This window comes from Rhizobium leguminosarum (assembly GCF_001679785.1).
Classification (GTDB): domain Bacteria; phylum Pseudomonadota; class Alphaproteobacteria; order Rhizobiales; family Rhizobiaceae; genus Rhizobium; species Rhizobium leguminosarum_R.
In genome coordinates this window covers 102,647-128,600 of the sequence record NZ_CP016287.1, presented here as the reverse complement: position 1 = coordinate 128,600, position 25,954 = coordinate 102,647, and the positions used below count along the sequence as shown (strand labels likewise).

24 protein-coding genes are annotated in these 25,954 nt (G+C 61.4%); 10 read left to right on the top strand and 14 right to left on the bottom strand.

All coding sequences use genetic code 11. From position 1 onward, the window contains the following. Positions 1-17 precede the first annotated feature (17 nt). Positions 18-497 carry an MEKHLA domain-containing protein gene (locus tag BA011_RS25030; RefSeq protein ID WP_065283504.1) on the top strand — a complete coding sequence of 160 codons (480 nt, stop codon included), beginning with the start codon at positions 18-20 and terminating at the stop codon, positions 495-497. A gap of 146 nt (positions 498-643) precedes the next feature. Beyond that, complete coding sequence (locus BA011_RS25025; protein ID WP_065282751.1) at positions 644-2,758, top strand: tail-specific protease; 2,115 nt, start codon at positions 644-646, stop codon at positions 2,756-2,758. Positions 2,759-2,822: 64 nt separating this feature from the next. Here BA011_RS25025 and BA011_RS25020 read toward each other — a convergent pair whose 3' ends face one another. The 5 genes from BA011_RS25020 to BA011_RS25000 are packed head-to-tail and all read right to left on the bottom strand — an operon-like array spanning position 2,823 to position 8,186. Then, positions 2,823-3,824, bottom strand: a complete 1,002-nt coding sequence (locus tag BA011_RS25020; RefSeq protein ID WP_065282750.1) for an ABC transporter ATP-binding protein — start codon at positions 3,822-3,824, stop codon at positions 2,823-2,825. Next, positions 3,821-4,792 carry an ABC transporter ATP-binding protein gene (locus BA011_RS25015; RefSeq protein ID WP_065282749.1) on the bottom strand — a complete coding sequence of 324 codons (972 nt, stop codon included), beginning with the start codon at positions 4,790-4,792 and terminating at the stop codon, positions 3,821-3,823. Before BA011_RS25015 ends, BA011_RS25020 begins: the two co-directional genes overlap by 4 nt. Next, positions 4,792-5,709 carry an ABC transporter permease gene (locus BA011_RS25010; protein WP_065282748.1) on the bottom strand — a complete coding sequence of 306 codons (918 nt, stop codon included), beginning with the start codon at positions 5,707-5,709 and terminating at the stop codon, positions 4,792-4,794. The genes BA011_RS25015 and BA011_RS25010 overlap by 1 nt, the downstream gene beginning before the upstream one ends. Further along, complete coding sequence (locus BA011_RS25005) at positions 5,706-6,626, bottom strand: ABC transporter permease (protein WP_065282747.1); 921 nt, start codon at positions 6,624-6,626, stop codon at positions 5,706-5,708. Before BA011_RS25005 ends, BA011_RS25010 begins: the two co-directional genes overlap by 4 nt. Positions 6,627-6,665: 39 nt before the next feature. Next, a complete protein-coding gene (locus BA011_RS25000; protein ID WP_065282746.1) occupies positions 6,666-8,186 on the bottom strand; it encodes an ABC transporter substrate-binding protein in 1,521 nt (506 codons plus the stop codon). Between the two features lie 214 nt (positions 8,187-8,400). Between BA011_RS25000 and BA011_RS24995 the strand changes: the two genes are divergently transcribed. The 8 genes from BA011_RS24995 to BA011_RS24960 all read left to right on the top strand — a co-directional run bounded on the left by BA011_RS24995 (position 8,401) and on the right by BA011_RS24960 (position 18,335). After that, positions 8,401-9,177: an IclR family transcriptional regulator gene (locus BA011_RS24995; protein WP_065282745.1), complete on the top strand. Its 777-nt coding sequence runs from the start codon at positions 8,401-8,403 to the stop codon at positions 9,175-9,177. Between the two features lie 79 nt (positions 9,178-9,256). After that, positions 9,257-9,979, top strand: a complete 723-nt coding sequence (locus BA011_RS24990; RefSeq protein WP_065282744.1) for a ribonuclease activity regulator RraA — start codon at positions 9,257-9,259, stop codon at positions 9,977-9,979. A 413-nt stretch (positions 9,980-10,392) separates the two neighbouring features. Continuing rightward, on the top strand, positions 10,393-11,271 hold the full coding sequence (locus tag BA011_RS24985; RefSeq protein WP_065282743.1) for a DUF6030 family protein: 879 nt from the start codon (positions 10,393-10,395) through the stop codon (positions 11,269-11,271). A gap of 220 nt (positions 11,272-11,491) precedes the next feature. Beyond that, the gene (locus tag BA011_RS24980) at positions 11,492-11,770 is read left to right on the top strand and encodes a DUF1778 domain-containing protein (protein WP_020046930.1); all 279 of its coding nucleotides are present in this window, start codon (positions 11,492-11,494) and stop codon (positions 11,768-11,770) included. Further along, on the top strand, positions 11,767-12,294 hold the full coding sequence (locus tag BA011_RS24975; protein ID WP_065282742.1) for a GNAT family N-acetyltransferase: 528 nt from the start codon (positions 11,767-11,769) through the stop codon (positions 12,292-12,294). Before BA011_RS24980 ends, BA011_RS24975 begins: the two co-directional genes overlap by 4 nt. Before the next feature lie 296 nt (positions 12,295-12,590). Next, positions 12,591-14,231, top strand: a complete 1,641-nt coding sequence (locus BA011_RS24970; protein ID WP_065282741.1) for an acetolactate synthase large subunit — start codon at positions 12,591-12,593, stop codon at positions 14,229-14,231. Positions 14,232-14,586: 355 nt separating this feature from the next. Then, complete coding sequence (locus tag BA011_RS24965; RefSeq protein WP_065282740.1) at positions 14,587-15,711, top strand: metallophosphoesterase family protein; 1,125 nt, start codon at positions 14,587-14,589, stop codon at positions 15,709-15,711. After that, entirely contained in the window at positions 15,708-18,335 is a 2,628-nt protein-coding gene (locus BA011_RS24960; protein ID WP_065282739.1) for an AAA family ATPase, read from the top strand. Before BA011_RS24965 ends, BA011_RS24960 begins: the two co-directional genes overlap by 4 nt. A gap of 38 nt (positions 18,336-18,373) precedes the next feature. Here BA011_RS24960 and BA011_RS24955 read toward each other — a convergent pair whose 3' ends face one another. The 9 genes from BA011_RS24955 to BA011_RS24915 form a co-directional block, all read right to left on the bottom strand. After that, entirely contained in the window at positions 18,374-18,616 is a 243-nt protein-coding gene (locus BA011_RS24955; RefSeq protein ID WP_237352729.1) for a type II toxin-antitoxin system RelE/ParE family toxin, read from the bottom strand. 66 nt (positions 18,617-18,682) lie between these two features. After that, positions 18,683-18,958, bottom strand: coding sequence for a ribbon-helix-helix domain-containing protein (locus BA011_RS24950; RefSeq protein ID WP_065282737.1), 276 nt, complete (start codon positions 18,956-18,958; stop codon positions 18,683-18,685). A 90-nt stretch (positions 18,959-19,048) separates the two neighbouring features. Continuing rightward, positions 19,049-20,317 (bottom strand): MGH1-like glycoside hydrolase domain-containing protein, encoded by a 1,269-nt coding sequence (locus tag BA011_RS24945; protein ID WP_065282736.1) that lies wholly within the window; start codon positions 20,315-20,317, stop codon positions 19,049-19,051. A 19-nt stretch (positions 20,318-20,336) separates the two neighbouring features. Further along, positions 20,337-21,395: an ABC transporter ATP-binding protein gene (locus tag BA011_RS24940; protein WP_065282735.1), complete on the bottom strand. Its 1,059-nt coding sequence runs from the start codon at positions 21,393-21,395 to the stop codon at positions 20,337-20,339. A gap of 13 nt (positions 21,396-21,408) precedes the next feature. Continuing rightward, positions 21,409-22,266 (bottom strand): carbohydrate ABC transporter permease, encoded by an 858-nt coding sequence (locus BA011_RS24935; RefSeq protein WP_065282734.1) that lies wholly within the window; start codon positions 22,264-22,266, stop codon positions 21,409-21,411. Continuing rightward, positions 22,263-23,114, bottom strand: a complete 852-nt coding sequence (locus BA011_RS24930) for a carbohydrate ABC transporter permease (protein ID WP_039618440.1) — start codon at positions 23,112-23,114, stop codon at positions 22,263-22,265. The genes BA011_RS24935 and BA011_RS24930 overlap by 4 nt, the downstream gene beginning before the upstream one ends. A 72-nt stretch (positions 23,115-23,186) precedes the next feature. Beyond that, positions 23,187-24,461: an ABC transporter substrate-binding protein gene (locus tag BA011_RS24925; protein ID WP_065282733.1), complete on the bottom strand. Its 1,275-nt coding sequence runs from the start codon at positions 24,459-24,461 to the stop codon at positions 23,187-23,189. 42 nt (positions 24,462-24,503) lie between these two features. After that, positions 24,504-25,514, bottom strand: a complete 1,011-nt coding sequence (locus BA011_RS24920) for a LacI family DNA-binding transcriptional regulator (protein ID WP_065282732.1) — start codon at positions 25,512-25,514, stop codon at positions 24,504-24,506. Positions 25,515-25,619: 105 nt separating this feature from the next. Further along, positions 25,620-25,943, bottom strand: coding sequence for an antibiotic biosynthesis monooxygenase family protein (locus tag BA011_RS24915; protein ID WP_065282731.1), 324 nt, complete (start codon positions 25,941-25,943; stop codon positions 25,620-25,622). Positions 25,944-25,954: the final 11 nt, after the last annotated feature.

Below are 25,954 nucleotides of genomic sequence, written 5' to 3'. Positions count from 1 at the left end.
TATCCAGGATGCGCAGCATGATTGCCAACTATAGCGACTCCGGACTCGACTTGTCCTACGATCTCGAATTTTACGCATTGATGGCGGAAAGCTTCGAACGAAGCGTGGGACGCAGCCTGACGCCGGAAGGCGAGGGTGCTGAATGGCTCTACGACCAGTCGCCGGCAGTTGTCCTTGCCCACAACACCGACGCCGATCCGCGCTTCATCTACGCCAACCGCGCGGCCCAGTCTTGCTTTGAATATTCATGGGACGAGTTCGTCACTTTGCCATCGCGTCTTTCGGCAGAGGCGCCCGATCGCGCCGAACGTGAGAGGCTGTTGAATGCCGTGGCGGCGAATGGCTTTATCGCCGACTACCGCGGACTTCGCATCGCCAAGTCAGGGCGGCGTTTCTATATCGAAAAAGCCATCGTTTGGGATCTTGTCGACCGCAGCGGGTGCCGTCGCGGTCAGGCTGCGACATTCGATTCCTGGCAAGACGTGCAGGCGGATTGAGCGCCGGCTGCGGAGACCCCAACCAGGCGCCGGATATGTCCGCAGCTTTGCAAACCATGTCGTTTGCCATTTGGTTGCCAAAAAACCATGATTGCGTCACATAGATCGCACATCGACACTCGGCATTAAGAATTGGACAACGCTGAATGCGCATAGCCTACTTTTTCCTTGGTGCATTTCTTGCAATTGCACAGTCCGCATATGCTGAAGTTGCATCACCGCCGGCTCTGGCGCCTCTAAAGCGACAGGCGCAAGCCGCCGAGTTGAGCGCACAGTTTCTTTCGCGGTATAGCTACAAGCCCGTTCCACTCGACGATGCCTTGTCGGCCAGGATCATGGATGGGTTCATCAAGTCACTTGATTCGGACCGCATGCTCTTCCTGCAAGCCGACATCGACGGGTTCATGTCCGACCGCAGCGAAATAGACGATGCGATCGAACGGAGAGACTTGAAGATCCCGTTTGCGATCTTCAAAGCGTATCAGCAGCGCGTTGTCGACCGCATGAACTATGCGCGCAACCTGCTTAAGCAGGACTTCGATTTCAGCGCGCAGGAAGATTATTCGGTGCTGCGCGATAAAGCGCCGTGGCCGCAGTCGGAGGCCGAGAGCAATGAGCTTTGGCGCAAGCGCGTCAAGAGCGACTGGTTGCGGTTGAAACTGGGCGGCCAAAATGACGCGGCCATTCGCGAAACACTCGACAAGCGTTATGAAAACACACTCGAGCGCGCTTACAAGTTCAAAAGCGACGACGTTTTCCAATCGTTCATGGACGCCTACGCAACGTCGATCGATCCGCACACGGACTATTTCGGTACGGCCGCTTCAGCCGACTTCAATGTCTCGATGAAGCTTTCGCTGTTTGGTATCGGTGCGGTCCTGCAGGAGCGCGATGACTACACGACGATCCGCGAGCTCGTGCCTGGCGGACCGGCACAGCTGTCCGGCAACCTCTCGGTCGGAGACCGCATCACCGGCGTTGGTCAAGGCAAGGACGGCGCGATCAAGGACGTGGTGGGCACGCGCCTTGATGAAGTCGTGCAGATGATACGCGGGAAAAAAGGCTCCGTCGTGCGTTTGGACATCCTGCCGGCAGATGCCGGAGCAGATGGCACGCATCGCGTCATCAGCCTGGTGCGCGATAAGATCAGTCTCGACAAGCAGGCCGCCAGGAAGACTGTGCTGTCCGTAAAAGCGGGCGACGCCACGCGTAAAATCGGGATCATCACTCTGCCGGTATTCTATGAGGATTTTGAAGCCAAGCGCAAAGGAGACGAGGATTACAAAAGCGCAAGCCGCGATGTCGCCAAGCTTCTCGGCGAGCTGAGCCAAGAAAAGGTCGACAGCGTTCTCATCGACCTGCGCAACAACGGTGGCGGCTCGTTGGACGAGGCGATCGATTTGACTGGCCTGTTCATCGGCAATGGCCCGGTCGTTCAGCAACGCGGCAGCGATGGCAAGGTCGAAGTGAGGAGCTCGGAGCTTGCAGCGCCTGTCTGGACAGGCCCGGTGGGTGTCCTGATCAATCGCGGGTCGGCGTCGGCTTCGGAGATTTTTGCCGCGGCAATCCAGGATTACGGCCGAGGCGTGATCGTCGGCGAACCCAGTTTCGGGAAGGGCACCGTTCAGACCGTCGTCGATCTTGACCGGATCGTCCGCAACAGCAAACCCGAGTTAGGGGAGCTGAAGGTGACGATTGCCCAGTTTTTCCGGGTCAACGGCGGTACGACGCAGCTGCACGGCGTAACGCCCGATATCGCCTTGCCAGGACTTTCCGATCCGACGAGCTTCGGCGAGACCAGTTATGACAATGCCCTGCCGTGGGCGCAGATCAAACCTGCGAAGTACACGGCCGCCGACACTGTCACGACGTTGCTGCCGACATTGCAAAGCCGCCATGATGCGCGGATTGAGAGCGATCCGGACTTCCAACGCCTGATAAAAGACATTGCCGACCTCAAGGCGCAGCGGGAAAAAGGAATTGTTTCCCTCAATGAAGCCGAACGTCGCAAAGAAGCGACGGCGCGCGAGAAACGGTTCAAAGATCGAGCGAAAGCAGGGGATGGCGAGGATCTTGGAGATGACGGCCTGGAGGCAGGCGAGCGCAGCCTGAGCGCTGATATTGCCATCGAGAATGCCCGCAAGAATGCAAAAGACGTCTTGCTGAACGAGGCCGCCGCCATTCTTGCAGACCAGGCGGATCTGCAGGAAGGCGTGCTCAAGGCAGCCATAAAACAAACGGGAAACACGAACGGAAAATAGTCATAGCTGACCGGCGTGACAGTATGCGCAGCTTTGCGATCACCTTGGCATAATGGGCCTGGGTTCAGGTCCTTTCAAGACGAGGGATCTCGGTGGCGATTTCCGGATCGGCGTGATGACAGGCGGTCAGAAGACCAGGGGCCGCCGTTCGCGTGGTCAGCGTAGGCTCCTGTTCTGCGCAGATCGACGTTGCTTTCCAGCAACGCGTTCGAAAACGGCATCCGCTAGGCGGATTTGCGGGACTCGGCAGATCGCCCTGCAGGACGATGCGCTTGCGCTGCGCGCGACGCCTCGGATCCGGTGTCGGGACCGCCGACATCAGCGCCTGCGTGTAGGGATGAGCCGCTGCGCTGAAGATCGATTGCTTCGGCCCCGTTTCGATGATCTTGCCGAGATACATGACCATGACACGGTCGGAGACATGCCGCACGACGGCGAGATCATGCGCGACGAACAGCATCGCCAGATTGCGCTCGCGCCTCAGTCCGGCGAGCAGGTTGATCACTTGCGCCTGGACCGAGACGTCGAGGGCCGAGACAGGCTCGTCGCAGACAAGTAGTGTCGGATTAAGCGCGAGAGCGCGGGCAATGCCAAGGCGCTGCCGCTGGCCGCCTGAAAATTCCGAGGGATAACGGTCCGCATGTTCGGCGCGCAGCCCGACGGATTCGAGCAGCTTGACCGTCTCCTCCCGCCAGCTGCTCTTGGGCACGACCCCCGGGTGCAACGCCCAGGGTTCGGAAATCAGCCGGTCGACTCGCATGCGGGGATTGAGCGACTGGTAAGGATCCTGGAAAACGACCTGCATCTTGCGGCGCAATTCATGCAGCCGCCGGCCGCTGGCTGTCGTAATGTCCACGCCGTCGAGCAAAGCGCTGCCGCTTGTCGCCGGCCCAAGCTTCAAGAGCGTCCGAACCAGCGAGGTTTTGCCGCAACCGCTTTCGCCGACGAGGCCGAGCGTCTCTCCCTTGGCAATCTCGAAGCTCACATCGTCAACGGCACGCACCGGCGCCGAGGCGCTGCCGAAGTGCCGGGAAAGGTTTTGGACCTTGAGCAGAGGTTCGATCATACTGGTGATACCGGGAAGTGGCAGGCGGCCTGGCGGCCCGGCCCTACGATTTCGAGATGGGGGACGACCTCGGCACAGAGCCCTTCGGCGCGTGGACAGCGGGTTCTGAAGGCGCAGCCGGAGGGCAGGGCGACAGGATTGGGGGCGGAGCCGGGGATCGGCACCAATTCGTCTTCATCCGTGTCCATGCGCGGCTGCGAGGCAAGCAATCCGACGCTGTAGGGATGGCGGGCATCTTCGAACAGTTCGAAGACGCCTGCGGTCTCGACGACGCGGCCGGCATACATGACGGCGACCCGATCGGCGAGTTCGGCGACGACGCCGAGATCATGGGTGATGAAGATCATGCCGGCATCGCTGCGTTTGCGGATCGTCTCCAGAAGATCGACCACCTGCGCCTGGATCGTGACGTCGAGCGCTGTCGTCGGCTCGTCTGCAATGATGACATCCGGTTCCAACGCCACTGCCATGGCGATCATGATGCGTTGGCGCATACCGCCCGAAAACTCATGAGGATATTGCCTGGCACGGCTTTCAGGGTCAGGAATGCCGATGGCCGTCAGAAGGTCGATCACGGCCTTTTCGACGCCACCTTCCGGAGTGCGGCCGTGGATACGGAACATTTCGGCAATCTGCCAGCCCACGGAATAGACCGGGTTGAGCGCTGCGAGCGCATCCTGAAAAATCAGGGCGATCCGATCGCCGCAAAGATCGCGCCGCTCGTTCCGCGAGAGCTGCAACAGCTCGACACCGTCGAAACGGATCGATCCTTGATTGATTTCGCCCGGCGGGTTGGGAACGAGATCCATGATGGCCGATGCGGTCACCGACTTCCCTGAGCCGCTTTCGCCGAGAAGCGCCAGGACCTCCCCACGCTCGAGCGAGAAAGAAACGCCGTTGAGCGCCAGGATGCGGCCGGCTGCCGTATCGAAACTGACCTGCAAGTCCTTGACTTCGAGAAGAGCCATCAGCGCCTCCGGCTGACAAGACGCCAGTGCTGCGACGGGTCATTGACGATCCGGAACCAGTTGGCGAGGAGATTGAAGGACATGGTCGTGAGCATCACAGCCAGACCGGGGAAAAAGCCGAGCCACCAGGCGGATGACAGATATCCCTGGCCCTGCGCCACCATCAGACCCCAGCTCACGGCAGGCGGCTGGATGCCGAGACCGAGATAGCTCAGCCCGGATTCGAACAGCATCACCATGGCGAGATTGACCGAGGCGAGCGTCAGCATCGTGGGAGCGACGCTCGGGAGAATGTGATTGCGCAATATCCAGACAGGCCCGCCGCCGAAGACGCGCGCCGCATCAACGAAAAGCCTCTCCCGGACTTCCAGAGTTTCGGCTCTTGCGACGCGGATATAGGCAGGCATGCGGGTAACGGCGAGCACGATGATGAGGTTGCCGACGCTCGGGCCGAACAGGTAGAGCCCGAAGAGCGCCACCAGCAGCGTCGGGAAACCCAGGATGATGTCGCAGATCCGCATGACAAGGTTGCCGATGATGCCACCGAAGTAACCGGCGATCACGCCGAGCAGCGTTCCGCCGATCAGGCTCGTCAGAACAGTCACAAGCGCTATGCCGATCGTCGTCGATGCCGCCTGGATGAGGCGAACGAGGAGCGGGCGCCCGAGGGCGTCGGCGCCCAGCCACAACGTCCAGGACTGGCCAAAGTCGAAGGGCGGCAGGTTGCGCGCCTTCAGCGAAATACGGTTTTCGCCGAGCAGCGACGATGCATCCGCAAGAATGGCAAGGACGACGATCAGCAGCCAGATTGTCGCAGCGACGGCCATCGGGTCACCCGCGAGCGCCCGCATGAACCACAAGATGCGGCGGCTTCGGCGCTCGCGGGCAGGGAGGAAGTCGGCGGACGTGCTGGTCATTCGACCCTCACGCGCGGATCGATCGATGCATAGAGCATGTCGACCAGGATATTGATGCAGAAGATGACGACGGCGACCGCGAAGATCGATGCCTGGACGATCGCGAAGTCGCGCTTCAGGATGCCATCGATCAGCAGCTTGCCGATGCCGGGAAACCCGAAAACAACCTCGACGACGCCACCGCCACCGGCGAACTGGGCGGCGAGGTCACCGGTGACGGTCACCGCGGGCAGCAGGGCATTGCGCAGCGCATGCACGAAGGTAACCCGGCCGCCGCGCGCGCCTTTGGCCCGCGCAGTCCGGACAAATGTCGCATTCAGTGCTTCGATCATCGAGCCGCGGACGATCTGCACCAGCGTCCCGAACGGTCTGGCAAAAAGACAGGCGACCGGCAGGATCCAATAGATCGGACCGCCGAAACCCGATGTCGGCAGAATGCGCAAGGTGACGGCAAACAGCAGGACGCCCATCAGCCCGAGCCAGAAATCCGGCACGCTGGCCGCTGCCTGCGACAGCACGTTGACAGCCCGGTCGATCCAGCCGCCGGCATTCACAGCGGCAATCGATCCAATGACGACGGCAGCGATGAAGGCCAGGGTCAAGGCGATGGCACCGAGCGCCAGCGTATTCGGCAACGCCTCCAGGACAACGTCCATGGCCGGGCGGTTGTGCCAAAGCGACGTGCCGAAATCGAGGCTCAGCATGTCCCCGGCCCAATCGAGGAATTGCCACGGGAGGGAGCGATCGAGGCCGAGACGGACACGCATGGCTTCGCGCGCGGCATCCGAGGCATCGACGGGCAGGTAGAGGTTGACGGGATCGCCCGTCAATCGCACCAGGAAGAAGGCAGATGTCATCAGTGCGGCAAGCGCGAGTGCCGCAAAGGCCGCACGTTTCAGGAAGTAGGTGAAGGACATCCGCTCTCCTCAAGGGACGTTCGGCGACCAGTCTGGCGGTCAGCGGTAGCTGATCGATTTAAGCTTGATCTCGTTGCCGGCCTGCACATCGGGCGTGTAGGTGACGGTCTCGGCGACGCGGGCAATCGTGACCATGTGGAACAGCGGGACGATATTGACCGCATCGACGGCGATGTAGCTGAACGCCTCCTCGAACAGTTTCTTGCGTTCGTCGCCGGTTGCCTTCGACGCGCCGGCAATCAACGTGTCGAGCCTGGTATCGGCGATGGTCGACTGGTTGCCGTCGGTGGTAAAACGGTTCGGCAGCGTAAATACGGCGTCGCCTTCGGTGTTGTCGATCTGCGTCTGCAGGATCGACGGCTGACGTTCCTTGTCCCAAGGCTTCAGCAGCTTCTTCAGCCACGGGCTTGTTTCAAGCATTTCGAGCCGGGCATTGAAGCCGGTATCCGCGAGCATCGCCTGAATGGCTTCCAGGCTTTCGGACGAATTGGGATAGATGCCGATGCGGCCGTAGATGACGATTTCCTTGTCGACCGGCACGCCATCGGCTTTCGCCGCGGCGAGCAGGGATTTCGCTTTTTCCGGATCGTACGTCCAGATGGGGATGTCGGGATTGAAGCCGAAGACTGACGGCGGCACAGCCTGCATCGCCTTTTGGGCATCCTGGTGGAAGATGGTGCCGACAAGGCCGTCCCGGTCGATCGCAAGATTAAGGGCTTCGCGCACGCGTTTGTCGTTGAGCGGCGGAATTTCTGCGTCGATCCTCAGCAGCGAGGTTTCGGCGTTCGGGAAGGCATGATCCTGTTCCGTGGTGCCGTCCTGGGGCGCTATTTCATATGCGATCTGCGCCTCCCCGGTGGCGACCATCGCCGCGCGAACAGCGGATTCGGCGCGCCAGATGATGGTCGCGTTCTTGATCGCCGGCTTGTCGCCCCAATAGCCGTCATAGGCCACGAGGTCGACTGATTGCCCAGGCGTCCACGCTGCAAGCTTGTAAGGTCCGGTTCCGGCCGGGGAGCGCGACTTGCCGTCGTTCGGGGTCGCCGGCGAACCGATGTCCACGGCGGACATCTTGTTCGGCAGGATCGGCTCGACGATATCCGTTTTGATGAGGAGGGTCGTCGGGTTCACCGCTTCTGCATTGAACTTGACGCCCTTCAACGTCGCAAGTCCGACTTCGCAGGCCAGTGCCGGATCCTGCGCCCGCTTGAGAGCGGCAACGACGGCACTGGCATCGAACGCCTTGCCGTCATGGAAGGTGACGTCGTCGCGGAGCTTGAATTCCCAGGTCAGTTGGTCCAATTGCCGCCAGCCGGTGGCTAGGCTCGGGACGACCGATCCGTCGGCCGGGCTCAGATTGACCAGCGCTTCCGTGATGTTGTTGTGCAGAATGCGAGAATTGCCCGAAAGGTCGGTGTCACAAGGATCGAGCGACTTCGGTTCATCGGTCACCACCACCGTCAGCTTATCCGAGGCAGCGTCGGCGTGAATTGCGCTGCCCGGAGCCAGCAGAAATGCTAGGCCAATGCTCAGCGCACCAATTCCCTTCATCTTCTTCATGAAATCCCTCCTCCAGATCCAAACGAGCGGCATCCCGTCCATCGCAGTGCCGTCTTGTGAAAACCATCCGGTTGCGCACCGCCGCAGCGGGTATCCAAATGGCTTTACTTCCTCCGCCAAGCGCGTAGTGTCAAATGTGACATCCGCACCACTGAACATGCTCGCTCCGCCCAGCGAAGTCAATATTATAATTCTTATATGGATTTCAAAGTTCATGATTGAACCAAAACACGGATCACCCGTCGTTGAAAAGACCGCCCACCTGCTTGAGGCCGTTGCCGATGCGAAGACGGGAATTTCCCTGGCCGCGCTGGTGGATCAGCTGGGAGCTCCGCGTTCGACCGTCTATCGGATCCTCAATTCATTGGCCGCGCACGGCCTCGTGGCACGGGTGAATGGTGGGGCTTCCTATGAGTTGGGGCCAAAATTCATCGAGCTTGCGCGGCGCATCTCGCCCGGCGCCGACAGGGCAACGGTGATCGAAGCGGCAAGGCCGATCCTAACGGCTGCGGCCGACCGCATTTTCGAGTCCTTCAGGTTGGCTGCCCCGGAAGGCAACGAGATGATAACGATATTTGCGGCCGCCAGCCCGGGCGATTATTCGCTTTTCATTAAGGTCGGCAGTCGCTCGCGTAAACATGTCGGCGCCGCCGGCAAGCTCGCCCTTGCCTATTCGGACTACGGTGACATCGAGGCTTACTGCAGCGGCGGGCTGGAGTCGAAGACGCCATATACGATTACCGATCCGGAGGCGCTGAAGGAAGCACTCGTTGAAATTCGGCGCAACGGATGCGCCGAGGACAATCAGGAATCCAACCTTGGCCTCCGGGCTTTTGCCGCGCCCGTCTTCGATTCCGAAGGTCGGCTTGTCGCGACGATCAGCGTCCCATTCATTGGTGAAGCGACGCCGGACAGGGCACGGGCAATCAAGCGCGAGGTTGTGGACGGTGCCGCCATCTTGACAAAGGTGATCAATGGCAAGCAGCCATGATCCAAATAGCAAACATCAAATTCAGTATTGAACTATCTTCTCGTTATGCTAGAGCTTCCTGCGGACAATGGAGGATCTCATGACGGCTTTGGACCCATCGGTTTACGAAAAGCTTTTGCGGACGAATTCTGCAAGTCTTAGCACTCTGCTGCTGAAGCGTGGCCTGAAGAACACCGCGGTTCGTGGCGTGCGGCCGCTGGCGAGCGCCGGCAGGCCGATGATCGGCCCAGCCGTCACCGTACGCTACATTCCCGCACGGGAAGATATCGACGGTTCGACGTATAGTTCTGATCCATCCAATCAGCAGCGCAAGGCCATCGATACGATCTCCGAGGGCCATGTTCTCGTCTTCGATTGCCGCTCCTTGGCGGAAGTCGCCGGCATCGGCGCCATGCTCGCCCGCCGCCTCGTCTATCGTGGCGCCGCCGGCCTCGTGCTCGACGGCGGCGTCCGCGATACAGCCGACGTCGCGCAGCTGGGGCTCCCGACCTACTGCATGGGACCGGCAGCGCCGGCGAACCTGGTTGCCCACCATGCGTCAGACATGAACCAGCCAATCGCCTGCGGCGGCGTCGCCGTTTATCCCGATGACATCATCTTCGGCGACAGCGAAGCGGTGATCGTTATTCCGCGGGAATATGTCGATGACATTGCCGAAGAAGCTGTTGCGATGGAGGAGCAGGAAGAGTTTCTCAAGCTGGAAATCGAGTCAGGGAAATCGACCTTGGGGGTATACCCGCCCAACAAGGAGACCCTCGAACGTTATGAGGCCTGGCGTCAAGCGCGTCATATGACGGCGTGACACCATTGCTTCAAAGTATTGTCTAGGGCTGCCGTCTGCTCGCAGATTGCGTTCGTTCTTTGAAACGCCCGCCGATGCTCCCGACATTGCAAAGCCGCCACGGGAATACTAGAGGACGAGCGCCATCCACTGGGGTTGCTGCTTGACGCTCCACGCACGCGACTTCACACTTGCAGTGAGGTGAGTCGGACAGACTGTACCGTTTCGCATCCGTTGCTCACCTCAGAAGGAGTTGCCAGCAGGGCGCTGATTGGTCCGAGCGCCGACCGACAGTTGGTTGCAAATAGGATCGAGGTTGATTGAGTTCGAACTCGCAGCCGCTCCTATTTTGCTTGTGAGGTCGCGCCGTGGATAAAGTGCCATCAGCAGTCGATCCTCCTCGCGAAAGTCCACCTTGGCGCCGGAATTTCCCAATGCCGAGGAACCGCTGGTCCCTGCTTTGGCCAGGGCTTTTGATATCAATTTCGCTCCTTGCAGGCATCGTCGTTTTTTACCGTGAATTAAATCATCTCGAAGATCCGGTCGGACCCTTCGAAAATCGAGCGCTCAATAAGGCTCCCCGATCATCTCGCACAGCAGCCCGCCCTGATCCGGCGGCTCCTTCTCCACTCCCGCCGACGTCGATGTCGCTGCAGCTGATCGAGATCCCGAAGCTGGAGTTGGCAAGTCAATTTCTGCGGATGTGGCGCGTCTCGGGGTCGAACTTTTGCGGTGCTCTTCGAGAAGCCGGCATCGAGATGAGCGAATGGAAAGCCGCATCGATGCGCAATCGCAGCTATGAATGTTATTTTCAGCGCATCTACGAACGGGACGAGGTGCGTCCACTCAGCTCGACCTTCCTTAAGGTTCGTGGAGATGAATTGGGCGATATTCTTGAGATCCGCGCCAAGATCATTGGGCCGACGACCGACGCTCAGGGGCGTCTCGCCCCAGCCGTCCTGCGCATTTTCGAGATCATTGTGAAGCAGGCGTGCTGGCGTGATTTCGAGGATACTCTTGCCTCGATCCAAAACCTTCAAAACGTTGAATACGACCGATTCGGCTCCTATCTCAGCTTCACGCGCGAAGCCGGCGGCGCAAATATCTTTAATTTTGTTCTTGGTCTTAAGGCGACATCAAGTTCGCAGGTGAGGACTAAGGCGTATTTTTCGACCGAGCGCTGGCTCCGAATGCCCGTCGTGTTCCAGCGAGCTTCATCCTCAGGGAGCGCTCGGGCACGTCCATATCAGCCACCTGCGCTCAATGACGTCGCTAGCACCCGTCACAATCCAAGATCAAGCAACTGTGGCTGAACATCGACGATTTCATCGTATTGAGCGATGAAAGCGTCACGCCGAGCAGCCGAACTGGACGCTTGAAGGATAATGGACGGGCAATGGGTCAGGAGGTCGCAAGCCCGCCGAAGGCTCTCGAAGTAGTGTTCGCTGAACATTCCATGAATGCTGCGATCATCTCAGGAAACTTCTTGTACACATACTATGTGTACGCTACATTGCGATTAAGGAGATAATTATGCCGAGAACCGCGGACAACAAAACCGAACGCTACCAGCTGCGTATCCCGCCAAAGCAGAAGGCAATGATCGCGCGCGCGGCTGCCCTCTCGAACAAGGATATGGCCGATTTCATTCTCGATAAGATAGTACCTGAAGCCGAAGCCGTCATCCAGGCTGCTGAAGTTGAGACCGTGTCGAGCCGCGATTTCATCCGCATCCTCGACCTGCTTGAACACCCGCCCAAACCGAACGCGAAACTACGCGCTGCGATCTCTGCTCTACCGGATGCCCTGTGACCCTCCCCGTCTGGCATGAAGAGCCGATCGCTAAGTCGCACGATCGGGCCTCATTCGATTGCGGTGATGCGGCAATGAACGAGTTCATTCGGCGCTTCGCTCGGCAGAGCCATGAGCAGAATGCGGCGAAGACCTTCTGCGCTATCGACAAAGCCCAACCTGATCGCATCCTCGGATTCTACACAGTCGCGCCTTCGGCTGTTACGCATGAGGCCGTGCCTCCAAAGCTGACGAGAGGCCTCGCACGCCATGAAGTCGCAGGCTTCAAGCTTGCGCGCTTGGCAACCGACATAAAGGTGGCGGGAAAGGGTTTAGGCGGCCAGCTCATCGCTGCTGCAGCGCTCCGTTGCCTGCGGCTCGCCAGCGAGGGCGGCGGGATCCTGCTCATCATCGATGCCAAGAGCGAACGCGCCGCCCATTGGTATGCCAGCTATGGCGCCGAACCGCTGCAAGGGAAACCGCTCACCCTCGTTATGCCGCTTGCCACCTTCGCCGCCGACTTCAAGGCCAAGGGGCTCTTGTAGCCGGTTAGCCGCCAGGCCATTGATATCCTCGATACAGCAAAACAGGGCTCTGCGCGCTGCGGGCGGGAGGTGCCGGCTTGAACCGCGACATCTCACATCATCAGTCAAAGCTGTTTGCCAGCAGAACCGCGGAGAGCTTTTTTATTCCCGCGGCAAGTCCTATCTAGAAATTCTCGGCGACTAAGATAGAGGCAACCCGATGCCGCCGAACGCATGGACAGGCCCGGAAAAGAACATATCTTCAAGGGGGCCTTCCTTTCTGGAAGCCTCGATCCAAACAGCACGGGCACACATCCATGATCAAAGGCTCCGATCTTCTAGTGGCAGCGCTTGAGAACGAAGGTGTCGAGCGCATTTTCGGCATCCCAGGCGAAGAGAATCTCGACGTCGTCGAATCCATCCGAAAATCGTCGATTGAGCTCGTCCTCACCCGACACGAGCAGGCGGCGGCGTTCATGGCCGCGACCTATGGCCGCCTGACTGGAAAGCCCGGCGTCTGCCTGACAACGCTCGGGCCTGGCGCTCTGAACCTCTCGACAGGTGCCGCCTATGCCTTGCTCGGCGCGATGCCGATGGTGATGATAACCGGCCAGAAGGGGATCCTCTCGTCCCGCCAGGCGCGTTTCCAGGTGGTCGATGTCGTCGCGTCGATGAAGCCGCTGACCAAGCTCGCAAGGCAGATCGTGTCGCCGCAGATGATCCCGACGACGGTCAGGGAGGCGTTCCGCATCGCCCAAGAGGAAAGGCCGGGGCCGGTACATCTGGAGCTTCCGGAAGATATTGCGGCCGAAGAATGCCAGGAAGTGGCACTGATTGCACCGCATCAGCTCGAACTGCCGACGGCGAGCGATGCGGCCCTCGATCGCGCCGCCGCCCTCATCGCCGCAGCCAAACGTCCGCTTCTGATGTTCGGGGCCGCCGCCTCGCGTCCCCGCTCGACATCGGATATTGCGCAGTTTGTGATCCGTACGCGCATTCCGTTCTTTACCACTCAGATGGGGAAGGGAACGGTGCCCGGCGGAACCGAACTTTATATGGGCACCGCCGCGCTGTCGGAGCGGGACTATGTCCACGAGGCCATCGAACAGGCAGACCTTATCATCACGATCGGGCACGACACGATCGAGAAGCCACCCTTCATCATGGGCAAGGGCGGCCCGAAGGTCGTCCATGTCGGATATCAGCCGGCGACCGTCGAGCAGGTCTATTTCCCGCAATCCGAAGTCATCGGCGACATCGGCCCTTCGCTCAAGGCGCTGGCGGATCGCCTCGACGGCAAGCTGCCAAACGCGCAGGCGCTTCTTCATCTCCGCGAGCGCATTCTCGAGCGCATCGCCGCGCGGGCAACAGAAGATCGCTTCACGCCACAGCGGCTGGTTCACGATATAAGAGAGGTGATGCCGCATGACGGCATCCTGGCGCTCGATAACGGCATGTACAAGATCTGGTTCGCGCGGAACTACCGGACGCGGATGGCGAACACGCTGCTGCTCGACAATGCTCTTGCAACGATGGGAGCCGGGCTGCCGTCGGCGATGGTTGCCTCGATGCTATACCCCGAGCGGCGGGTCATGGCGATCTGTGGTGACGGCGGCTTCATGATGAACTCCCAGGAACTCGAGACGGCCGTCAGGCTGAAGCTCAGCCTCGTGGTTCTTGTCATCGAGGACAATGCTTATGGGATGATCCGCTGGAAGCAGGCCGTGGACGAATTCCCGGATTTCGGGATGACCTTCGGCAATCCCGACTTCGTGAAATATGCCGAATCCTATGGCGCCAAGGGAACCAGGGTCGACGATATCGGCCAGTTCAAACAGGTTCTCGAAGAGGCATTCTCCGGAGGTGGCGTCCATCTGGTGAACGTTCCGGTCGACTATTCGGAAAATGAGCGCGTGCTGGTGAAGGAGCTTCGTGAACGGCTCCCTGATATATTGTAGGTCTGAGAGATGGCCGACGCCAAGATGGTGGTGTTCAACCGTTCTAACCAGGATCAGGCGGCACTCCGCCCGGAGGTTACCGGCGGTATTAGCAGCCGTCCTCGTCCGTGAGCGGGATGGATACGGTGTCGAATATCCCGCAGAATTAGATAAGCGTTGGATAAGAGCTTGTTGAGCCAGGATAGGCTTGCCTCGCCTGATATCGGGAGGCATGGTCTGTCGCGGAACAACGGAATCGCGAACCGCGGACGAGGCCTACTGCAAAGCGCTACAGTGTCCTTGTGTGTCCGAAAAGACGCGCGGCGCTGTAGGGCATGCTCGGAAGCTCGCGGCGCATCGCAAACATGGCTGGTTGATGTTTTCCTTCCTGCACAGTTCGGACCTTCATATTGGCAAACGATTTGGCAATCTTCCGGAGGATTTGAGAGGGCGCCTGCGCGAGGCCCGGCATGGCGTGATCGGGAGACTCGCCGGTGCGGCACGTGAGCATGGGGCAGGTGTCATCCTGCTCGCAGGCGACACGTTCGATACCGAGACGCCGACGCCTGCCGTGCTTCGCCAAGCGCTTGGCGAGATGGCCCGGAATACGCCGCTACGCTGGGTCCTGCTTCCTGGCAACCACGATTCGCTGCTGGCGGACCAGCTCTGGAGTGCTGCGCGCGGCGTGGTGCCCGACAATGTCATCCTGGCGACGGAAGCGGCGCCCCTTCCGCTTGGACCTGATGTCATCCTGCTGCCGGCGCCTTGCACGACCAGGCGGCCGGGCCGCGACCTGACCGAATGGATGACGGGTGCTGCCACACCGGACGGCTCCATCCGCATCGGCCTCGCACATGGCCCGATCCAGGAATTTTCGGAGGATGCCACGGCCACCAACGTGATTGCACCGAACCGCGCGGCGCTGGCCGGCCTCGATTACATGGCGCTCGGCGATTGGCACGGATCGGTGGCGGTGGACGCCAGAACATATTACAGCGGCGCGCCCGAGCCCGACCGGTTCAAGCATGACCGGCCGGGGCAGGCGATGATCGTTTCCATTGCCGGGCAGGGGGCAATGCCGACGACGACGGCTATCGCGACCGCCAGCTTTTCCTGGCAGACATTGCAGCTTCCGCTGCTGGCATCGGAAGACGGTGTTGAAGCGCTGAAGGCGGCGCTGCCGGAACCGTTCGCGCGGCGACAAACCCTGTTGCGCGTCGCGTTGTCCGGCCGTGCCCGATTGAACGGGCGCACAGCAATGACCAGCCTGCTGGAGCAGGTCGCGCCGGAATTTGCCTATCTGGAGATCGATACGGAACTGCTGGGGACCGATTGCGAGAGCGATGATCTCGAGATCATCGACCGAGCCGGTCCGCTGCGCGATACTGCGGAGTTGCTGCTTGCCGAAAGCCGCGACCAATCCCGCTCGGGCGATGACAGAGGTGTGGCGCGTGAGGCGTTGATCCGCCTGTTTTCCTATTGCGAGGCGATTGATCGATGAAACTCAACGCTCTTCGCCTTCACAACGTCAAACGCTTCGCCGGCCGCGGCATATCCGTCGAAGGAATCGCCGACGGCGTCAATGTGCTGAGCGCTGCCAACGAACACGGCAAATCAACCTGTTTCGAGGCGCTGCATGCGCTGTTCTTCCAGCCGCACGGCGGCACGCCAAAGAGCGTGCAGATGCTGCGCCCCTATAGCGGCGGCAATCCGATCGTCGAGGCCGATATCACGATCGAAGCCGGCCGCTACCGCCTGACCAAGCAGTTCTATGGCGGACGGCGCGCCAGCGTCACCGATCTCGGCAGCGGCCGGCTCGTCGCCCAGGCCGACGAGGCCGAGGCTTTCATCGGCGATCTCATTTCCGGCGGAACTGCCGGCCCGGCAGGCCTGCTCTGGGTGCGCCAGGGCGTCACCGGCATCGAAAATCGCAGCAAGAGCGAGGAAGAAAACGACAAGCGGGTGCGCGAAAGCCTGCTGTCTTCAGTGCAAGGCGAGGTGGAGGCGCTGACGGGCGGACGGCGCATGTCGGCAGTGCTCGAAGCCTGCGAGGATGAACTCAATCGCCTGGTCACCGCGACGCTCCGGCCAAAGGCCGGAGGCCGCTTTGCCGCCGCGCTCGACGATCGTGACCGGCTGCAGGCGGAGGAGGCGCGGCTGGCCAAGGAGGTGGAGATGCTGCACGGCGCGCTCGACCGCCGCCGCTCAGTGCAGGCGAGACTCAGCGAACTGGAAAATTCGGACGAAGAGGCCGGCCGGAAGGCGGCGATTGCCAATGCCGAGTCGGTGCTCGAGGCCGCTAAACTGCACGATAGGGAACTCAAGGCACTCGATGCCGAAGCTGCCCTGGCCGTCAGCCGCCGCGATGAAGCGCAGCAGGCATTCGACCGCTTCCACGCGGCATTGAACCGCAGTGACGAACTCGCGCGGCGTTTCGCCGTGACGGAAAAAGAGCTTTCAAATGCAGCCGAGCGACGCGCGGTATCGCTGGCCGAAAGCGAGGCCGCAACGGCGGAGGTTCAGGCAGCCGAAGAGGAAGAGCGGGTAAACCGCGAATTGCTGGCGCGGCTGGAGGCAGCACTCCGTTCACGCCACGCCGCAGAGCGGCTGGCGGAGGTTCGTCAGCATCTCGAACAGGCGGAAGCGGCGCGGCGGCAGATCGAGGACGGAGAGGCTGCGCACGCATTGCTCGCCATTCCAGCCGATGCGATCGAACGGCTCGAAGCGTTGGATCTCAAGATCGTTGGCTTGCGTGCAGCAGCCGAAGTCGGTCTTCCCAGGCTCAGGATCGACTACCTGAAAGACGCCTCCGGATCGGTGAGCATGGATCGCCAACCTTTGCCGGGGGGAGAAGACAAGAGCTTTGCCGGGGTGGCGAGGCTCGACATAGCAGGCGTCGGCACCCTGACGATCCATTCTAGCCGGCAGGCAGATCAGGACGGCGCGCTCGAAACCGCGGAAGCTACGCGCCAAACATTGCTTGCCAGGCTCGGTGTCGACAGTTTGCGGGCGGCGCGACAGCGCGATATTTCCGCCCGGAACAAGCAGGAGGAACTGGGGCGGGCACGCCAGCGGTTCGCCGACGTGGCTCCGAATGGCATCGACCAGCTTCACCTCGATGCCGCACGCTTTGCGGAACTCAGCCAGGGTCCAGTCGAACTCGACGCCGACCCGGAAGAGGTGCTCGCCCGTCTCGCGGATGCGACGCAGCGTATCGACCTGGCGCGAAACCGGGCGCGGGAAGCGTCGGTGATGCGCATGGAGGCCGGCGAGGCAATATTGCGAGCGCAGACGGAGCACGCCAAACTTGGCCAGAACCTCGAGGCCATCGCGGCGATCATCGGTCCCGAAGCCGGCCGACCGGAATTGCAACGGGACCTTGCGGCAAGACTTTCCAGCGCCAAAGAGCAGGTCGATGCTGTCGAACTTCGGGCCGCGCCTTTGCGCAGGACAGGACGGGACCTCGCAGGCGCAGAGGCCGCCCTTGCCAGGGCGCGCTCGGTCGCCGACGCCGCAGGCCGCGAAATTGCCAGGCTTCGCGAAGAGCTTGCCGATCTCGGCGGTCAGATCCGCACCCGCTCGGACAGTGCGCTGGAAGAAAACTGGTCGGAAACGCGGGATTTTCTGGCAGCCGCGCGCGAGCAGGTGAAGCGTTTCGAGACGGAGGTCGCCGTGCTCGATCGCCTGCGCAAGGCGCTGACGGCGACGCGGGCAGCAGCGCGCGACCTTTATCTCAAGCCGGTCATGAACGAACTCGCCCCGCTGCTCGGCCTGCTGTTCGACGACATCTCGATTACCTTCGACGGCGACACCTTGCTGCCGCAGATCGTGCGCCGCAACGGCCTGGACGAGGATGTCGACCGGCTGAGCGGCGGTATGCGGGAGCAACTCTCGGTGCTGACCCGCCTTGCATTCGCAAGGCTGCTCGCCCGCGACGGCCGGCCAGCGCCCGTCATCCTCGACGATGCGCTTGTTTATTCCGACGACGACCGGATCGAGCGGATGTTCGATGCGCTGCACCGCCAATCGCGCGACCAGCAGATCCTCGTCTTCTCCTGCCGCCAGCGCGCCTTCGCCAAGCTGGGCGGCAATGTGCTCACCATGCAGCCATGGCAGCCGGAATAGGGCGAGCAGTCGATCTGTCGTCTGGATTAAGTCGTTTGCTAATTATCGTCGAAGCGGACGTCTTGGCCGCGATGGAAAACACGAAGGATAGATACGATGTTCTCTTCCACCACAAACGCGATGCTTGCCTTGCCGCGATACCCAACGACGCGCAGTCCCGGCCGCAGGTCGTCACGCACTGCGCCTCGCTCGGGAAACATCTCAAAGCTGAGGCAGTAATCCACAATCTTACCGACGTAGTTGCGAGCCGTCTCCGGCCCGGCCTCGTCTATCAGGTACACCAGCAGGTTTTCGAGGTCGTCGCTCGCCTTGGGCGCAAAAAATGACGTTGTAGTTCATGCCCTGCGCTATTTCTTGGCGTGAGCGGCAATACGGGCATCGAGCCGCCGGCGGACTTCCTCGACGGAGAGGGCGCGCTCGGGGTGGGCTTTCATCTCGTCATAAGTAGGCACGACCTCGTCGCGCAGCCATTTCTCAACGGCGGCGTCGCGGGCGGCCAAGGTGCGCAGGCCGTCGCGGATGACTTCGCTCTCGGTCGCATATTCGCCGGAGCTGACTTTGGCCTTCACCATCTGCGCCATTTCCAGCGGGAGGGTGATGTTAAGGGGTTGGGTTGTACGCATAGTGTGTCCTCGGTTATCTCCTTATAACCCACCGTATGATTAAATCATACGCTTTATATGTAGGCGACCCAGCTGGGCGCGGCTCTACACTCAAGCATGGACTGTGCCTCCCTCAAGCCACAGATACGCGGCAGCCGTCCAGGAGAAGCCGAGGCCGCCGCAGCCTTCTCCGGTGACCGGATCGAAATATTCGGCGAAACCTTCCGTTTCGATCGCCGTGACGGTCGATTTCCGCAGCTCTTCGGCCACATCCGCATGGCCATTGCGTTTGAGGCCGTCGATCAGAAGCCAGTTGATGATCGCCCAGGCGGGGCCGCGCCAGTATCGCTTTGGCTCCCAGCCCGCAATGCCCGGCTTGGTGGTGGGGAAGGCGACCTTGAGGCCCTTGGACCAGGCCTTCATCTCTTCAACCAAGGCATCCGTGACGGGCTTTTCGAGGTCGATCGAGAGGAGCGGTATGAAGCCGGCTTGCGTCGCGGCTTCGACATCCTCGCCGGAGATCAGATCGCGCGAGACGAAGCGTGACAGGGCGGGGCGCCACTGGGCGAGGATAGCCTTGCGGGTCAGCGCATTCAGTGCGGCGATCTCGGCGACGTCGTCCATCCGGCCAAACTTGCGGGCAAGGGCTTCCAAGTCTTCGCCGGCCTTGAGCAGGATGGCGGTCGTCTGGATCTCGGCGACCTTGAAGGACGCCTTTTCCCATTGTTTCGCCGGATCCCAGCCACAGGCGGCATAGGTATCGACGAGATGGATGAAGCGGCGGTAATCCTCGTCGCGCGGACGCATTTCGGCATCGACATGGCCGGTATCCTTGCGCACGACGGGGGTATCGGTAGTGGTGGGTACACGAGCGAGCGCGATGTCCCAGGCGGGAGAATTGTCGCTGCCGCTTTCCCAGGGATGCAGGAGTGCTACGAGCCCCGTGCCTTCAGGGTCGCGGGCGGAATACCACCAGCGGTGCCATTTCAGCGCCGCCTCGTAAAGGGGCAGGGTGCGCGTCTCGTCCTCCTTGCCGGCGACCTCATGCAGCTTGCGCAGTGCGATCGCGAAGACCGGCGGCTGGGTTATGCCGGAGGTCGGGATCGTGTGCTTCGTGCGCCAGACATCCGGCCCCGGGAAATAGGTTTCGCTTGGCGCGTGGAAGACGATATGCGGGATCATCCCGTCCGCCCACTGGCCCTCGACCAGCCGTTCCAGTTCGCGATAGGCGCGATCGATATCGTAGAGCGCGAAGCCCATGGCGACGAAGGCTGAATCCCAGTTCCACTGGAAGGGATAGAGCCGGTCGGTCGGCACGGTATAGCCGCCGCGATCGTTCACGGCGAGGATGCGCTTCGCCCGGTCGATATGCGTGTTCATTCTGGATGCTCCGGTATTCTTAGGCCAAAACGGCCGGAAAGGACTTGCCGCTTTCGGGCGAAAGCCAGGTAATGCGCTTCTGGTCGAGCTTCAGGCCGATCGTGTCGCCGCTCTTCACGGTCTCCGAAGCCGGCAGGATGACGCGGACCGGCTGGTCATGGATCGAGCCTGTCAAAAGCAGATGCGAGCCCATCGGCTCGGCAACGCGCACCCGCATTTCGAGACCCTGCGGCAGCGGCGCGAGTTCGACCGCCTCGCCGCGCAGGCCGAGGATTATTTCACTGCCGGACCCTTGAGGCGCCGCAAGCTGCTCGGCGCCTGCCGCCACCTGGCTGTTTGCGACCGGCACCTTGATGAAGTTCATCGGCGGATTGCCGATGAAGCCGCCGACGAAACGTGTCGCCGGGTGATTGTAGATCTCGACCGGATGGCCGACCTGCTCGACCACGCCGCCATGCATGACGGCGATGCGGTCGGAAAGGCCCATCGCTTCCGTCTGGTCGTGGGTCACATAGATCGTCGTGGTGCCTGCCGATTGCAGTACGGTCTTGAGTTCGGTGCGCATTTCGAGACGGAGCAGCGCGTCGAGGTTCGAAAGCGGCTCGTCCATCAACAGAACCTTCGGCTCGACGGCAAGGGCGCGAGCGACCGCGACGCGCTGGCGCTGGCCGCCGGAAAGCTTGTTCGGGTAGCGGTCGAGATATTGTTCGATATGCAGGAGGCCGGCGGCCTTTTCGACCTGCGCCTTCACGCGTGCGTCGTCGGCCTTCTGCATCCGCAGCCCGAAGGCGACGTTCTCGTAAACCGTCATGTGCGGAAAGACGGCATAGTTCTGGAAAACCATCGCAAGGCCGCGATCCTTGGGAGGCAAGCCGATCACCGACTTGTCGCCGATGCGGACATCGCCTGATGTTGCGGTCTCGAGGCCGGCGATGATGCGCAGCAGCGTGGTCTTGCCGCAGCCGGACGGACCGAGCAGCGAGACGAATTCGCCGTCATTGATCGTCAACGAGACCTCTTTCAGCGCCTGGAAGGCTCCGAAGCTCTTGCGGATGCGGTCGATGACAATATTGGCCATATCTCTGGTCCCGTTATTTGGAGGAAATGCCCCAGATCGCGAAGAGGTAGCGCCTGACCGCGAAGATGAAGACGACCGAGGGAAGGATGAGCATCAGGCCCCCGGCGAAGCGGTAGTGCATCGGGCTTTCCGAAAGCACGGTCAGCAGGTAGGCGGTCAGCGTGCGGTTGCGCACCGTCAGCACCGAGGCGGCAAAAACCTCGTTCCAGGATATGACGAAGGCAAAGACCGCAGTTGCGACGATGCCGGGCAGGGCCAAGGGTGCCACCACCTTGAAGAAGGCCTGGATGCGGGTGCAGCCAAACACCCAGGCGGCTTCCTCCAACTCTTTCGGCACGCCGAGGAAAATGCCCTGGGTGACGAGTGCCGCGAAAGGCAGCGCCAGGACCGTATGGATGAGGCCAACGCCGAGGATCGTGTCGTAGAGGCCGAGCCGGATGAAGGAGACCGTCAGCGGCAGCGCCAGGATTGCCAGCGGGAAGGCGCGGGTCAGCAACACCAGAAGCCGGTAGCTGTCCTTGCCGCGGAAATCGAAGCGGGCGAGCGCGTAACCTGCCGGCGCGCCGAGCAGGATCGAAAGCGCCACCGTAATGCCTGCCGCACCCAGCGAATTGAGGAAGGACTGGACAACGCCTTCGGTCTTCAGGAAGAGAATGAAGGGCTCGAGCGAAATGCCCGTGGGAAGGCCGGTCTTCGGCCAGATATAGACGCCCTGGCGACCGCCAAGCGCGCCGAGCGCGACCAGATAGATCGGCACCAGCACCCAGGCGCAGAGTGCGGCAATGCCGCTCCAGAGCAGCCAGCGCCGCGAGGAGACGAAGCCGGCGGCATTGCTACTGTCCGCGGCCGTGCTGATGGTATCCGCGGTCATGGCAGGCGCTCCGGATCGACCTTCAAGGCTTTCAGATAGATAAGCGTGGCGGCAAGCGAGATGATCATGATCAGCACCGCGTAGGCGGCAGCGACGCTGTAGTTCTGGTTCTGGTTCTGCCAGTTATAGGCCTCGCCGACGAGGACAGGAAAGTTTCGCCCGCCGAGCGCATAGACCACCGCGAAGACCTCAAAGGCGAGCACGGTGCGCAGGATCAACGCCGATTGCAGGGCGGGGCGGATCAGCGGCAGGGTGATGCGCCAGAAGCGCGTCCACGGGCCAGCCCCGAAGATTTCGGCGGCCTCCTTGAACTCCTTCGGCACCTGGTTGAGACCGGCGACGATGATGACCATGACGATGGCCGTGCCGCGCCAGATTTCGGCAACCGCAATCGCGATGAAGAGCGCGACCGGCGTCTGGTAGGAGAGCCAGCTTGCCTGCCTGCTGATGATGCCGAGGCCGAAGAGCAGCGAATTCAGATAGCCGGTATTCTGCAGGATCGACAGCCAGACGAGACCGGCGGCGAGGTCGGAAATGCCGAGCGGGATCGTCCAGATCCACAGGATCGTTTCCCGCCCGCGGCCGACCTTGGCGACCATCGTGCCCATGGCAAGCGCAATGGCGATCTGCACCGGCACGACCGCGATCGTCAGCAGGAAGGTGTTCTTCACCGAGCGAGTGAAATTGATGTCGGTTACCATGCGCTCGGCATTTGCGAGCGATGGCGCGCCATTGTCCGAAACCGCCAGCCAGATCGTCTGCACCAGCGGCACGACGAAGAGCAGTGCCAGAAAGGCGACGGATGGCAGGATCAGCAGATAGGGGATCCAGGGTCGGCTATTGGTCATCGGCTCCTGCCTCGACGAGCAGAGTGGTGAAGGAGCGCCCGGGCATTTCGCCCGGACGCGTCTCGGGCGGATTTATTCGACCGGGCAGGGGCCGTCGCTCTTGGCATCCGGCGCCCAGCAGGCAGCCTTCGTATCGGCCATCAGCTTGGCCATCGTGGCGCCCTGGGTCTTCAGCACGTCTGCAACGGGCTCATTCTGCAGCACGATGCGCTGGAAACTGTCCATGTAGACCTTGTTGAATTCGCCGCCCTTGTCGCCGAGGCCGACCGGGAGCAGCGAGATGACCGCGTCCTTGGACGCCTGGGTGGCCGTGACCGCACCGGCGAGAAGGGCGACGCCGGCGTCGAGATCCGGCGGCAGCTTGACCTTGAGGGTCGGGAAGAAGCCGACCTTGGAGGCGGTCAGAAGCTGCGTGTCCGGCGTGGACAGGTGTTCGATAATCTTTTCTGCACCGGCCTTGTCAGGCGCACCCTTCGGAATGGCGAGACCGGCAACGACTGGCATGTAGCCGCGACCCTTGGGACCCGCGGGAGCGGGGAAAACGACATAATCATCCGGTGCGGCAGAAATGGCATTCTTCAGGCGGGCGATATGGTCCCAGGCGACCATGACTTCGCCGGCAGCCAGCGGCTCCTGCATGAAGTCGTAGCTGGTCGAGTTCGGTGTCACATAGGCCCACAGCGCCTTCAGCTTCTCCCAGCCGGCGACCGCATCCGCACTCTGGAAGGTGCGCACGACGCCGCCGGTGAAGGACGGATAGAAATAGCCCTGGAAATAACGCGCCATCAGCCCCTTCGGGCCGGCCGGGAAACCGATCTGCGGCTGGCCCGTCGCCTCCTGCATATTCTTGCCCCATTCGATCAGCTGATCGTAGTTCAGCGCGTTCACGTCGGCGCCGGCAGGCAGGTATTGCAACGCTTCCTTCTTGGCAGCCATCACATAGGTCGCCTGCATCCAGGGGATGTACTGCTGGGTCGACTTGCCGAGTTTGCCGAGGTCGAGCAGCGACTGTGGCATGCCGCTCGCTGCCAGCTTCTTGGCAAGGTCATCGAGCGGTTCGAGCGTGTCCTTGTCGGCAAGCGGCGAGAGCTCGCCATGCAGCGCACCGACCAGACTGACGGTGTGTTTGCCGGCCTGGCGTTCGGCCTCCATGCGGACGGCAAACTGCGGCGGCTCCTCGACCACGTAGTCAACCGGGCCGACGTCCTTCAGCAGCTCCTCGCGGACGACGGTCGCCTCCTCGATCGGACGAAGCTGGGTGGACACGAAAACCGTCTGGGCAAGCACCGGCGAGGCGAAGGCCAGCACGGTGGAAGCCAGAATTCCAAATGACATGATATGTTTCATCTTCTCCTCCTTCATTATTCTTTGTTTGAGATGCACTGCTGTCTATGCCGCTCTAAGCGGACGGCGATGGCTGTCGCGATCGACGAATTCGATCGCGTGAAGCTCCTGAAGTTCTTCGGCAGGCTCGCCGGCAATGGCGCGCAGCAGCAGCGAGGCGAAACTTGCGCCGAGGTGTTCGCCGGTCATGCGCATCGTCGAGAGCGGCGGGCTGGTGAAGGCGCCCATCGGCAGGTCGTCATGGCCGACAATGCTGATCTGATTGCCGCCATCGACCTCGCGCAGCGCCCTCAGTGCCCCGATCGCCATTTCGTCGGTGGAGCAGACGAGTGCGGTCGGACGCGACGGTTGGCGCAGAAGTTCGAGTGCTGCGAGATAACCGCCTTGTTCCAGCGGCGCGCCTTCGGCGCAGAGATCGGTCGCGAGGCCGCATTCCTCCATCGCCGCCCGCCAGCCGCGGCAGCGGTCATGAGCAAAGTAATATTCTTGCGGGCCAGCGATATGGCCGATGCGGCGGTGGCCGGCGGCATGGAAGCGCTGCGTTGCGGCACGGAAACCGGCAAAGCCGTCGCCATCGATAAAGGGGTGAGGCAGCAGGCTTTCTGTGCGGCCGTTGGTGACGAAGGGGATGCCGCGCGACTGCAGGAATTCGACGCGCTCGTCCTTCCGCTTGGTGCGAACGAGAAGCATGGCGTCGACGCGGCGGCCATCGACGAAGCGGCGGCAGATGTCGAGTTCGCTCTCGCCGCGCGGCACCGGTGCAATCACCAGATTGAGGCCGGCAGCAGCAAGATGTTCGGCGCAGCCGGACAACATATCGAGGAAATGCGGAGGGCCGATATGGCCGGGATCGCTCGGCAGCGTGACGGCAACCAGTTCGGCTCGCTGTTTGCGGAGGCGGCGGGCCGAAGCATTCGGCCGGTAGCCGACCCTGTCGGCGGCCTCGCGAACCCGCTCGCGCGTGGTGGCCGACACATCGGCATAACCGTCGAGAGCACGCGACACCGTGGTGATCGACAGTCCCAGCGATTGCGCGAGCTGTTTGAGATTGGCCAAGATCTTCCTCCCGAAAGTGAGGAAAGGATTCTCCAAAACGTTTTGGGAGTCAAGCCAAAACGTTTTGGTTCCAATGAGAGGTCTGTCGAAGACAGCCAGAGATACTCAACGCAGATTGGGAGGAACCACTATCTTGTGTATCTGGATACGCTCCGGAAGTTCGCACAGCAGTTCTGCATCTCGCGCCAGATGATGAACCTGCTCCGGATCACCTTTCGTAAACGCCGTCATCGATTCCATGTTGGCCCAGTAGGAGATCGTCGTGAACCATGTTTCATCCTTTCGATCTTCGCGCAGCAATTGGACGCCGAGTGCCGTCTTTAGCAGTGGCGGAATTCCCTCAGCGCGATTGTAAGCTTCGTATTCATCAGCAAATTCCGGCTTCGTGCGACCGCGCCAGATACGGGCGATAGTTGGAACTTTCGTCATGTTCTGCACCC